The 13,249-nt window shown below is 32.2% G+C and carries 12 protein-coding genes; 2 read left to right on the plus strand and 10 right to left on the minus strand.

Features of this window, described 5'->3' with window-relative positions; genetic code table 11:
• Positions 1-96 precede the first annotated feature (96 nt).
• Complete coding sequence (locus HMPREF3058_RS03655; RefSeq protein ID WP_002499217.1) at positions 97-2,058, plus strand: IucA/IucC family protein; 1,962 nt, start codon at positions 97-99, stop codon at positions 2,056-2,058.
• Between the two features lie 60 nt (positions 2,059-2,118).
• On the opposite strand, the gene HMPREF3058_RS03660 is transcribed toward HMPREF3058_RS03655, so the two are convergent.
• The 5 genes from HMPREF3058_RS03660 to HMPREF3058_RS03680 form a co-directional block, all read right to left on the minus strand.
• The gene (locus HMPREF3058_RS03660; RefSeq protein WP_002447353.1) at positions 2,119-2,619 is read right to left on the minus strand and encodes an Asp23/Gls24 family envelope stress response protein; all 501 of its coding nucleotides are present in this window, start codon (positions 2,617-2,619) and stop codon (positions 2,119-2,121) included.
• A gap of 73 nt (positions 2,620-2,692) precedes the next feature.
• Positions 2,693-2,932 (minus strand): DUF2273 domain-containing protein, encoded by a 240-nt coding sequence (locus HMPREF3058_RS03665; protein WP_001829717.1) that lies wholly within the window; start codon positions 2,930-2,932, stop codon positions 2,693-2,695.
• A gap of 12 nt (positions 2,933-2,944) precedes the next feature.
• Positions 2,945-3,481, minus strand: a complete 537-nt coding sequence (amaP, locus tag HMPREF3058_RS03670) for an alkaline shock response membrane anchor protein AmaP (protein ID WP_002458394.1) — start codon at positions 3,479-3,481, stop codon at positions 2,945-2,947.
• A 792-nt stretch (positions 3,482-4,273) separates the two neighbouring features.
• Complete coding sequence (locus HMPREF3058_RS03675; protein WP_002491563.1) at positions 4,274-5,284, minus strand: zinc-binding alcohol dehydrogenase family protein; 1,011 nt, start codon at positions 5,282-5,284, stop codon at positions 4,274-4,276.
• A 98-nt stretch (positions 5,285-5,382) separates the two neighbouring features.
• Entirely contained in the window at positions 5,383-6,387 is a 1,005-nt protein-coding gene (locus tag HMPREF3058_RS03680; protein ID WP_002491560.1) for an NADP-dependent oxidoreductase, read from the minus strand.
• A gap of 132 nt (positions 6,388-6,519) precedes the next feature.
• Here HMPREF3058_RS03680 and HMPREF3058_RS03685 point away from each other — a divergent pair, with 132 nt between their 5' ends.
• The gene (locus tag HMPREF3058_RS03685; RefSeq protein WP_002491553.1) at positions 6,520-7,545 is read left to right on the plus strand and encodes an LLM class flavin-dependent oxidoreductase; all 1,026 of its coding nucleotides are present in this window, start codon (positions 6,520-6,522) and stop codon (positions 7,543-7,545) included.
• 76 nt (positions 7,546-7,621) lie between these two features.
• Here HMPREF3058_RS03685 and HMPREF3058_RS03690 read toward each other — a convergent pair whose 3' ends face one another.
• From HMPREF3058_RS03690 to lacD, 5 genes are all read right to left on the minus strand, one after another.
• On the minus strand, positions 7,622-8,488 hold the full coding sequence (locus HMPREF3058_RS03690) for an alpha/beta hydrolase (protein ID WP_002502152.1): 867 nt from the start codon (positions 8,486-8,488) through the stop codon (positions 7,622-7,624).
• 267 nt (positions 8,489-8,755) lie between these two features.
• The gene (gene lacG / locus HMPREF3058_RS03695; RefSeq protein ID WP_002447347.1) at positions 8,756-10,168 is read right to left on the minus strand and encodes a 6-phospho-beta-galactosidase; all 1,413 of its coding nucleotides are present in this window, start codon (positions 10,166-10,168) and stop codon (positions 8,756-8,758) included.
• Positions 10,169-10,183: 15 nt separating this feature from the next.
• A complete protein-coding gene (locus HMPREF3058_RS03700) occupies positions 10,184-11,932 on the minus strand; it encodes a lactose-specific PTS transporter subunit EIIC (protein ID WP_002474906.1) in 1,749 nt (582 codons plus the stop codon).
• A 5-nt stretch (positions 11,933-11,937) separates the two neighbouring features.
• The gene (locus tag HMPREF3058_RS03705; RefSeq protein WP_001829758.1) at positions 11,938-12,252 is read right to left on the minus strand and encodes a PTS lactose/cellobiose transporter subunit IIA; all 315 of its coding nucleotides are present in this window, start codon (positions 12,250-12,252) and stop codon (positions 11,938-11,940) included.
• Between the two features lie 19 nt (positions 12,253-12,271).
• The gene (gene lacD, locus HMPREF3058_RS03710; RefSeq protein WP_002447345.1) at positions 12,272-13,249 is read right to left on the minus strand and encodes a tagatose-bisphosphate aldolase; all 978 of its coding nucleotides are present in this window, start codon (positions 13,247-13,249) and stop codon (positions 12,272-12,274) included.

A 13,249-nucleotide genomic window follows, 5' to 3' on the forward strand; every position in this document is an offset into this window, starting at 1 on the left:
CCACCTGTCTTTTTCGTTGATAATAATTATCATTATCATTAATATGGATTATACAAATGTTATTTATTTTTGTAAAATATTTTTAAGAGGTGAATTATGAATTTCAATCAATTTATAAATAAACAAAATATAATAATGACTGAAGATGAGCATAATGTACATGACTTTCTTAAACATCATGATTCTAAGTGGTCTTCTAATTATATTGATCATTTATTAGATGGACGTGATAAAGTAAGTCAACGTTTAATTACATCTTTACATAGGGAGAATTTAGTAAAAAGTCGCGATTATAGTCGTGTACTTAATCGACGTCATTTTGCTGGTTACGGAGTTAATGTTATTGCCATTTTAGAAATCTATTTTCCAACATCAAATATTTATTTGTATGCTCCAATAACTGGAATGCATGCATTCGATCGCCTTGATGTCGAAGGACCATTTTATTTTAAAAATCTAAGTAAAGAAGATGATTTTGAACGTGTACTACATCCTAATCAAATACTAGATTGGATATTAATTGAAGATGAAAACTTAAATAACGAGGCTAGCGTACAATTTAGAAATGATTTAAATAATAGTGCAGCTAATATGACTTTTGCTTTAAGTTTCCAACACCATACGATGCGTAATGAAAGAGCGCCATTATATCACCTTATTAAAAATGCAAATGATAGTTACTTGCGTTCTGAACAATCTGTCATCGAAGGCCATCCTCTTCATCCTGGTGCTAAGTTAAGAAAAGGAATGAATGCTAAGGAAAACTTTATGTATTCATCAGAATTTGGTAATGTTATTCATCTAAAAGCCGTGTTTATTCATAAAAGTATAAGTCGTATTCAATCATTGAATGTAGATTACAATGATGCCGTAAAGCAAATGTTTCCTGACTTAATTAAAACCTTAGAAAAAGAATTTGGCGAAGATTTTAATTTACAAAATTATCATTTGATGATGGTTCACCCTTGGCAAGTAAAACATATTTTACAAAGTGATTATCAGGATGAACTAAACGAAAAGTTAATATTGATAAGTAATCATTCAGTACCATACTATGCTGGTCTATCATTTAGAACGTTAGTACCTAAACAACCTGATTTATCCCCGCATATCAAATTATCGACGAATGTGCATATAACTGGTGAGATTCGAACATTGTCTGAACAAACGACCTATAATGGACCATTAGTGACGCAAATTTTAAGGGAGATTATGTCAAAAGATGAAGATTTTTCACGTTATCAATCTACTTATATCGATGAAAATGCAGGGATTCATTTTTATAATCGAAACGACAATGAGACAATTCAAACAGATCGAAGTGAACAATTAGGGACTTTGTTTAGAAATAATTTATATCAGTTTATATCTAATGAAACAGTGCCAGTAATTCCATCAAGTTTGGTTGCGACATATCCTTATAATACCGAAGCACCAATTTGTACTTTAATCAAAACTTATCAAAATACACATCAATATAAAAATTTTGAAGAAGCAGCGAAACAATGGATTAAAGATTATAGCAAAGCTCTTCTTGGCTTAGTTATCCCGCTTTATTCAAAATACGGAATTTCGCTAGAGGCACATTTACAAAATTCAGTGGCTACCTTTAATAAAGATGGCTCACTTAACATGATTTATATAAGGGACTTTGAAGGATTACGTATTGATAAAGAACAATTGAATAATGCTGGATTTACTACTCAACATTTCCATGAAAAATCTAGAATCCTTACAACTTCTAAAACATCAGTATTTAATAAAATGTTCTATTCAACAGTTCAAAATCATTTAGGTGAACTCGTTATTACAATAGCTAAATATTCTGATAGTAAAGTCCTTGAACAAGAAATATGGCAAATTATTGCACAAACAGTAGAAGACATTTTTAATCACATGACTCACATTTCAAAACAACATCTCAACAACATCAAGCGCACTATTTTCGCATCCGAAATCGATTACAAGTGTGTCACAACAATGCGTTTAGAGAATCAAGCACATGAATATACGTATATTAAAGTGAATAATCCACTTCATAGAAAGAATGATTTATAAAATCAAAAAGCACTTGAGCATCATGCTCAAGTGCTTTTTTGGTATACATCAAGAGATTGATTATTTTAAACCTTCTCTTTCATTGTTTTCTTTGTTATCTTTTTCGTTTTTTTGTTGCCATTCTTTTTTTGTCATTACGTCGTCAACTTGCATGTTAACTTCAACAACTTCTAAACCAGTAATATATTTTACTTGTTCTTTAACTAAGTCTGTCACTTTACGGAAAATTTTAGGTGCAGATTCACCATATTCTAAAATAACTTTTAAATCTACAGCAGCTTGTTTTTCTCCGACTTCTACAGATACGCCTGTAGTTACATTGTTACCGCTTGAGAAAGCGTTAGTAAAGCTGTCTGTGAAGCCACCTTTCATGTCTAAAATTCCTTTAACTTCACGTGCTGCAATACCAGCAATTTTTTCAACTACTTCATCTGAGAAAGTTAATTTGTTTTCAAATTGAGGTTGATTATTTTGAGCTTGTTGTTGCTCTTTTCTTTCTTGTTCATTAACACCTGTTTGATTATCATATGCTTGTTTAGCTTTATTGTTATCTACTGCCATAATACATTCTCCTTTATTTTTAAATTAGTTTTATCCATAAATTAATTGATTAGAAACTTCTTAATATCTGAGTCTAACTCCATCTATTTAGGAAGTTTAAGAAATCTTGAGTACGGTCTTTAATATACCCGATACCGATTCCTATTAAACATAAGACTATAATTAAAATTGTCTTCCAGAATCCAAGAGTTAGGAATAATATAGCTATAATTAAAAATGCTAAAAATCCAATAATACGCCATTTAAACGATTTTAAAATATTTATAAATTGTTGAGTAGCGTCTTGTCCGTTTTGATTGTTATTATCAGCCATGGTATCCCTCCCTTACAATACGCGTGGACCAGATGTTTTCTGATCACGTACGTTAACTTCTAATTTTCTTACAGGAATTTCAGTAAAGTGTTCAACATTACTTTTGATATCAGCACGGATACTCTCTGTTAAACTCTTAACTTGAACATGGTTTGGTACGAAGAAATCTGTTTTGATGTCAATGAATGATTTATTCTTTTTGTTATAGAGCTTACTTACAACGTTTGGTTGTCTAACTTGATCATATTTAGCGATTGTATCGTAAATTGTTTTTTCAACAGCTTTACGTGATACGTAAATATGTCCATCATCAAAGTCTTTATAAAGTCCAGGTTTGCGATGCGTAGGTTTAAAAATACTAAGTACTAATATAAGTCCTATTAATATAAGTAATCCTGCAAGCCCAATCAATAGTGGTTGGAACCAATTAAATTGTAAGAAGTAGTCTTGATAACTTTGAATGCGACTATCATCTATATACATAAATAATAGGAAGCCAACTATAGCCACAATGAGTAAGCCGAGAATAAAATTCTTAAGTCTTTTCACCTCGCACGTCACCTCCTTAGCAAAAGTTAATTTTAGATTATACATCAATTAGGTACCCTATAAATATTTTTTAAAACATTAATAATTCAAATTGATATCTAATTTAAAATATATTTAAAGAAGTACAGCTTACAGTCGTTATTCCCTATTTTTTTAATAGAAAACCAGAATTAAGAAAATTAATTTTATTTTCATTATAGAGCTTTAAATTTTAATATATAGTTTTTCATGTCCGTGTTATATATGTCTGATAACGTATAGATTGTTCTTTTATTGGAGATTTTTTTAGAATCGAATAATTGCAATAACCATTAATGAAAATGTTAATAAAATCACTATAAGCTATATTGTAATGACTTTATGTTACTGCGTGTAAGAACAAAATATTACACCAACTTATATAAAATAATATTAATCACTAGGCAGGAACTAAGCATATTTAAACACGATTGGTACAAACAGTAGACTTAAGTATGAATATCATTATTCAAATAAAGTAAAAGTGCTTAAATTAAAATTCATGGCTATAGTCTACTAATACACTACATCAAAAGATTAAATATACATGTTCTATCACACTCTGTTTGAAATGATTAATAATTTCAAATGACAAATATAAAAGCCTGGAACATCAAATGTTCCAGGCTTTTATGGTGTATTAATGATTAATCACTGCGTTAAAATAAACGCTTATCTCGTATCGGTTATGATTCATATTAAAACTTTAAACTGAATTAGGATATTAAATGTTGTCGCCTTTTCATACATATACTGACATTTATATAACGTTTTTTACTTAAGATTGATAACAAGCTTACCAATCATAGAATGAGACTCTAAAATTTGATGCGCTTCATAAAGGCTATCTACATTTAATCCGTTGATAACTTTCGTGGTAGTTGGTTGATAATATCCCTGTTCAACCTTTTCTGCTATATCCTTAAGATATTCATGGTGTTTGATTACATCATCTGTATGGTGTAATGGTCTTGAAAACATAAATTCATGCGTAAATGTTACACTTTTAGATTTCAATAAATTTAAATCTTGTTGCGAATTAAATGCGACAATTGTCGCAATATGTCCTCTAGGTTTAACTAAGTTAACCATCATTTCATAATACTTATCTGTATCAAATGTACAAAAGATATAGTCAACACCCTCAATATGATTATCTTTAAATTGTTGACGTAAATCTTTCTTATGATTCAGTACAATATCAGCACCCATATTAATAGACCACTTTATAGTATCCTCTCTCGAAGCAGTTGTAATAACCTTCAACCCATAAAATTTCGCTATCTGTGTTGCAATACTACCTACACCACCTGCTCCATTAATTATTAACAAAGATTTACCTTTATTTTCAGAAGGATTTTTTGAAATCCCAAAAACATCGAAAAGCGTTTCATAAGCTGTTAGCCCAGTTAAAGGTAGGCTAGCTGCTTGTTCACTTTTCAAATTTTTAGGTGCTTTAGCTACTAAATACTCCTCTATTAATTGGTATTCTTCATTCGAACCATTTTGGTTAGGGGAACCTGAATAAAAAACGACGTCCCCTTCTTGAAACATTGACACTTGATCTCCAATCTTTTCAATCACACCAACAGCATCAAAGCCAAGTACACGTGGCGCTTTGTCAACTGGCATCGTACGCTGTTTTGTATCAACAGGATTCACACTAATACTTTGAACCTTGACTAATAATTCATGGCCGGATGGATGAGGTATATCAAAGTTAAATTCCTCAAAACAATTTCCTTCATCCAATTGGAATGAAGATTTAAATCCTATCACTTTCATAGTGACACCTCTTTAAAATTATTTAAATTTATTATATCACTTCAATTTACTACTTATAGTGTAAACGTTTTATCGTCAAATAAATTAATGCTTTGCTTTTATTCACTTGCCACTTTAATAACTTGTTTACCAAAATTATCACCAGTTAGCAGATTTCTAAAGGCTTGCGGTACTTTATCAAAACCATCTTCTACTGAAACTTGTGTTTTAATTTTATTCTCTTGAACCCATTCAGCTAATTGCTTGCTCGCTTCTTTAAAATTATCAGCGAATTCTGCTACTAAGAAACCTCTCATCATTGCTTGATTTTTAATCAATGTTTGCTGAATGCGTGGCCCAATGTCTTTTTCTGGATGATTATAGGATGAAATCGCACCACAAACAGGAATTCTTGCATGTGTATTGAGATGTTTGAAGACTTCATCGCCAATATATCCACCTACATTTTCAAAGTAGACATCTATACCGTTAGGCACCGCTTCTTTTAAGGCTTCAGGGAAGTTATCTTTTTTGTAATCGATACCAGCATCAAAATGAAGTTCATTTTTTAGATAGTTCACTTTTTCATCTCCACCTGCTATACCAACGACTCTGCAACCTTTAAGTTTCGCAATTTGGCCCACAACTGAGCCAACTGCACCTGAAGCTGCTGAAATAACTACTGTTTCACCTTCTTTAGGTTGTCCGATATCAAGTAGTCCATGATAAGCTGTCTGACCTGGCATCCCCAACACACTAAGATAAAGATGTAATGGTACGTCAGAAGAAGGTACTTTGTTAACATACTCACTATTTACTGTATTGATTTTTTTCCAAGGAAGCATGCCCACTACTATATCACCTTCATCAAAATTACTATCCTTGGATTTTAAAACTTTAGATACTGTATGTCCATTAAAAGGTTCCCCTTGTTTGAAAGGATCTACATAAGAATCAGCATTTGTCATACGTCCTCTCATATATGGATCAACCGATATATATAATGTTTTCAATTGCAATTCGTTTTCTGAAGGTTCAATAACATCTATATCTTCATATTTAAATGTATCGTCTTGTGGCATTCCGTCTGGTACTTTATTAAATATTATTTGTTCATTATTCATATCATCATCATCCTTATAATAATTGTTTATGCTTTTATGTTTCCCTAAACAATTCGATCGCAATCATTACATATCATTTGTATAATAGTATTTATAGTATCGTGAATATAAATGAATAGGAGATGTGTGTTCATGAAATTAAGTTTACTTGATTATGTCCCGTTGTTCGAAGGGCGTAGCCCAAATGACGCCCTAAAGCATAGTATTGAATTAGCCCAACACGCTGAGAAACTTGGGTACTTACGATACTGGGTTGCAGAACATCATCAAGTATATTCTGTTGTTTCGAGCGCACCCGAAATAATAATGATGTCAATTTTAGAACACACACAACACATCAGAGTTGGTAGTGGAGGTGTGATGTTACCACATTATAGTCCTTATAAAGTAGCTGAACAATTTAAAATTATGGAAGCAAGACACCCCCAACGTATCGATATGGCTATCGGGCGTTCGCCAAGCTTTAAAAATGTTAATGAAGCATTAAATGAAAACAAAAATAAAAAATTACCATTCAATACTCAGATTACTGATTTGCTTAAATACTTTAATAACGATACATCTCAAGACCATCGTTTCAAATCATTATTAGCCACACCTATGGTTACTTCATTTCCTCAGCTATATATTTTAGGTATGAGTAATAGAAGCGCAAAATTAGCCGCTCAGCGGGGACTACCTTTTGTTATTGCACGAATGGGACAATCTGAGACTGACCTTCATGAAGCTATAAGCACTTATCGAAAATATTTCAAAGCTTATCATGGTGAAATTAATAATGCAAAACCATATGTTATTTTAGCAACTTTTGTAGTAACAGCTCCTAATTTGTCTAGAGTTAAACAATTGCTACATGCGCTTCAACTTTGGTTGATGCGTATTAACTATTTAAATCAACCTAAGAGCTATCCATCGATTGAAACAGCGCAGAGCAAGCATTATAGTCAACGAGAATTAGAAAAGCTTGAAAAGATGAAATCAAAAATCATATACGGAATGCCAAATGATGTTGCGGAACAACTTACCTTACTTCATCAACAATTTAAAGTGGATGAAATCCTCATCTTACCTCATGTATTTGGTGAAGACGCTAGAATGGAATTAATTGAGTTAATTGCGAATGAATTGATTCCATCTTGTTCACGCGATGAATTTTAGACTATTACTAAAAGACGCACGATTGATTCACTTGAAAGTCAAGTTATCATTCAATCGTGCGTTTTGTTTACTACTTTTAAGTTCCCCATAAGAATTGTATGATTTTATTTGCAACATCTTTATTCTCATGTAATTGACTATGTTGTGCCTTTGCACCTTTAAATTTCATTTCTTGATAAGACTTAGCGCTACCTCTTAGTAAATATTGAAGCGATTGAGAAGAGCTATTTGACACACGTCCATCTGAATGTGAGCCATCTTGTAAATCTCCGTAGATATTTAAAACTTTTATTTCCTTACCACTATAAATCTTATGCAATGATAACAATTGTCGATATGCGGGATTCATTCTACTTGGTTTTCCCTGTTTATCTACGATAATTTCATTCACTTCCTCATTCATATTCAAAACCCCGTTATAAACTCCCGCTATATTAACTTCTTTTTTTAGTTGTGGCAAATGCAGATCGTCTCCATAATTTTTCATGTAAAAAGCAAATGACATGTTCCCCATTGAATGTCCTACAAAATTAAATTGTTGAATTCCAAATTGACTTTTTAGTTGTGATAGAACTTCTTTAATCCAAAAAGCATTTTCTTTAAAATTTCCATTTTTATTATCTTTAAATTCTACTTTGACAATAGGGTTAGCTGCATCTTTACTTAATTTTTTATCAAAATATACTTTTCCTTCACGACTTACTCTAGCGGTTATCACTTCATTGGTTACATTTTTATTTAATGCTTGTTTGACCATAAACGTTTCTGAACGTTCGCTACCACCATAACCATGTAAAAAAAGTGTTGCCGTTGTTTTTAATTTATTATTAGAATATTGAGTCGAAATGTATGATTGAGATTGAGTTTTGTTATAAATAATAAATAAAACTAATACTGTCGTAGATAAGATTGTAAATAATAGAATTGTGAATTTTGACTTCATCATTAGCCCTCTTCATGTTTATTTATTAATTATACTATTACTAGTAAAAATTTATTTGATTTATGGGATTACTTTAAAATAATCTTAGTTCGATAAGGTATATCACAATGAGACATAACTCTATTTTAAACTACTTTACTTGAAAAAGAATATACGTAAAAAAACGATTATTTCCAAATCATTTTCATTGGAAATAATCGTTTTTGTTTTAAATACTTTAATAAGTGCTCTTAGTCAACTGTCTTTTTTCTAGTTAATATTTAGCTTTTATTTAATTTCTTTACTCTCTGCAAGTTCTTTGTACCAATATGCACTTTTTTTAGGGAATCTTTCTTGTGTTTCAAAATCAACATAGAATAAACCGTATCTTTTTTCATAACCATTTGACCATGAAAATACATCCATTAGAGACCATAAGAAGTATCCTTTAACATTGGCACCGTCTGCAATCGCATCTGCTATCACATTTAGATGCTGTTTAATATAGTCAATTCGTGCATCGTCATGTACTGTTTTTTCTTTTTCATCGAATACATCTTTATATCCTAATCCATTTTCAGTAATATAAATCTTATGATAATTTGGATAATCTTTTACTACACGCATAATTTGGTCATATAAACCTTGTGGATAAATCATCCAATCCCAATCGGTTCTAGGAACATCAACATCAAATTCACGTTGTCCTACACCTTTAAGTTGATACTTAGAGCCACCTTTATCACCAGTAGCATTATGTGTTATTTCAGATTCACCTTCATAACCACGCATCCAGTCACTCATATAATAATTAATACCTAAGAAATCGTTTAAATCCTTAGCTTCATCTAAAATTTTGTAGTCTTCATCAGAAATCTCTAATTGGCCACCATTCACAGATAGGATGTGTTGTACTCCTTCCATCGTTTCACGTGAGTACTTACCAAGGTATGTTGCATCTAAAATAAATTTATTATGAATAATATCTTCAAGTTCGGCTGCTCTCACATCTTCAGGATTAGATGGATCATATGGATATTTTGTAGGTAATGCATGGACAACACCTATTTCTCCCTTATAATTTTTATCTTTAAAAAGTTTAACAGCACGTGCGTGTGCAACCATCATATTATGATGAGATTGGAATACTTTTTCAAAGTCATATTTGATACCTGGAGGGAATTTACCAACTAAATATTGACCATCACCAATTGGCCCAATTTCATTGAATGTTGTCCAATACTTAACTTCTGGAAATTCTTTGAAACAAAATTCAGCATAATCTACAAAATAATCTATAGTTTTACGATTTAAGAAATCTCCATCTTTGTGAAGTACTTCTGGTGTGTCAAAGTGATGTAATGTTACAAAAGGCTCGACATGACGCTTATGACATTCTTTGAAAAGGTTATGATAATACTCGACACCTTTTTGATTCACTTCACCGTAACCTTTAGGAAAAATACGAGACCAAGCAATTGAGATACGTATACCATTTACACCAAAGCGTTCACTTAATTCCAAGTCAACAGGATATCTGTTATAAAAATCACTTGCTGGTTCAGCTGTGTACCAATAATTCTCCTCTAAATACGTGTCCCAAGCGACACGCCCTTTACCATCAGTCTGAGTAGCTCCTTCTGCTTGATATGCAGCGGTTGCTCCACCAAAAATAAAGTCATCAGGTAATTTCTTAGTCATATATAAAACTCCTTTTTAATTGTTAAATTGTTGTTTTACAAATTCTAAAGCCGCCTCACCGTCTCTTGTTAACTTGATATATTGAGCGCCTTCAGTTTTGGCTAATTTAATTCCTAAGCGATCAGTATCTTGTTTAATATCTTCATAATTAGAAGCAACTTGTGGTGCTAAGATAATTAATTGATAATCTTTCATAATATCCATATGTGCACCATAACCACCTGCTGCTGCTTTTACTGGTACTTCATACTCTTCAGCAGCTTTATTTAAAGCATTAGCTAGTAAACCACTTGTACCTCCACCTGCACATAAAACTAAAACATTTGTTTGTTCACTAATAGTATCTGTAGAGGATGTAGAAGTTGTTTCATCAACTGAAGATGTATCATCAGTATCCGCTTCACTTGCCCCTGCAGTTGCTAAAATAGCATCGGCTTTTTTCGTATCAAAGTTTGCTGATACTTTTTCTTTTAATTCATTATTTGCTTCTTTATTTCCTAATTCTTCTTCAAGCACTTGTTCATCGTATACTTTTAAGAATGGATAGTAAATGATCACATCAACAACAATAAGTAATATTGCTAACACAAATGACCAAAATGCAAATCCAGTCCCCATAATAATACCGAGTGGACCAGGAGTAGTCCAAGGTAAAAAGATACTAAAACTATTCATGTTTAAGACATCAACAAAAAATTTAAAAATCCATATGTTTACTATAGGTGCAAAAATAAAGGGTATAAAGAATACCGGATTTAGCACGAGTGGTGCACCAAAAAGTATGGGTTCATTGACACCAAAGAATGTAGGTACGACTGATGCTCTACCTATCGCTTTATTTCTTTTTGATTTTGTTAACCACATAAACATAAATGGAACAACTAATGTTGCACCGGTTCCTCCCATAGTTGCTACGAACATCTGTGTACCCGGTGTAATCACTTTATCAGCATGTTCTCCAGCTTGTATTAAATGTAAATTTGTTTCAAGGTTCGCATAAGTAATTGCTGCAATCGCTGGTTCAACAATAGAAGGTCCATGAATACCTACAAACCAGAAGAACGCAAACGCACCGAATATGAGTGTAACCCCAATCCAACCATCTGCCGCAGTAAATAGTGGCTCAAATACTTTTAGTACTGCATTTGCTACATTCGTGTGAACTATTGCTCTAGAAAGTAAATCTAAAGCATACAAAATTAAAATAACTGCTGATAAAGGGAAAATATCTTTAAATACTTGAGATATATTTGGTGGGACTTCTTTAGGCATTTTAATGGTAATATTTCTTTTGACAAAGAAATTATAAACAATCACGGTAATAAACGCGGAAATAAAGGCTGTCAATAAACCTTTTGTACCCATAAATGCACTAGAAAATCCACCATCTTTAACAGGATCAGCAGCTAAGAATAAAAATCCACAAATAGCTGCCATCATTGTCGAAATAAAGTTAATTTGATTCGTTTTATCTAATTTTCGATTGTAAGAATCAGTTAAGGATTTAGCTGTGGTTCCTGCTACAAGCAAACCAACTATTCCCATTGTATAGTTATAGGGTTTCATCAATATACCTTCCATTGTTTTACTCCAAGTAAAACCAAACACATTTGGTACATAGGTAATTAAAATAAATATACTTGAGAATAAGATAATTGGAATAGCAGCAATAAATCCATCACGAATCGCTCTTAAATAGATATTTCGTGATATTTTTTCAAAGAAAGGCTTTCCTTTTTCTATCCATGCTATTAATTTATTCATAGGGGTCAGCTCCCTTTTTTGTATAATTCAATTAAATGCTTCATTAAGTCCTTTAAAAGTAATGTTGTCATTAAATGGTCTTGACCATGAATCATAGTGATACTATATGCGATATCCTCCCCTTTAGCCTCTTGAGCTAGAAGATTAGTTTGTGCTTTATGTGCATTGGCAATACATTCATTCGCTTCCTCTACAAGTTGTTCTGCTTTATCAAATTCACTATCTTTAGCAGCATTTAAAGCTTCTAACAATTTTGAACGTGCATCCCCAGCATAGGCAACAATTTCAAATCCGAGTAATTGTACCTCATCTCTATTCATTTGAATATCCTCCCTTACATTATTTGTTTTTCCATGATGTAGCTGTTGTTTTCAATACTGTATTCAAATCATCAATATTTTTAAATCCTACCGTACGCAACCATTCTCTAGCAGCTTGCTCTCCTTCTTCAATGTATACCTTAACTGCTCCTGACCATGTGGCACGTCCACATAAAACACCATTGAATTGCGCACCAGAATCATGCGCAAATTTTAATGTATCTTGGAACAATTCCGCTGATACACCTGCACTTAAATAAATATATGGTAAGTGAGTAGCTTCATCTTGATCACGGAAATGTTGTGCAGCTTCTTCTTTAGTATAGACAACTTCTCCTTCTGAAAATCCTTCCACAAAATTCATATTCACAGGTACTTCTACTTTAAGTACATCCACATTAAAACGATCTTCAGAGAATAACTTCATTGCTTCATTAACTTTATGTGGCTTGACTTTAGCGAATTCTGCACTTTTATTGTCAGGAATATTGTCGTCATATGTTAAAACTTCCAAGAAGAAAGGAATATCTTCGGCAACACATTCTGAACCAATTCTTTCAATATATGCTTTCTTTTGTATATTAATTTCTTCTGTGTCATCTACATCATAATAAAGTAAAAATTTAACTGCATTGGCCCCTTGCTCTTTCAAACGTTTCGCAGACCATTCTACCAAGCAATCTGGCAAGCGACCTTTCGCATTCACATCATATCCAGTTTTTTCGTATGCAAGTAATAGTCCGCAGTCATTATTTCGAGCATCCGATGCTGGTAAACCATATTCTGGATCCAATAAAATTGAAGACGCATATTGAGTTAATTCTTCGGAAACAAGTACTTTTAATTGTTCTATTTGCTCTACTGTTGGTGTTTCAGATTGATGTTCTGCCATCATTCTTTTTAATGCACCACGTTGATCAAATGCTAAAGCTGAAATAATACCTTCTTGATTACTTAATTTCTCAATTGATGACACTTTTTGTTGTGATTTTGTCAT

Source organism: Staphylococcus sp. HMSC068G11, from assembly GCF_001815825.1.
Taxonomy (GTDB): Bacteria; Bacillota; Bacilli; order Staphylococcales; family Staphylococcaceae; genus Staphylococcus; species Staphylococcus epidermidis.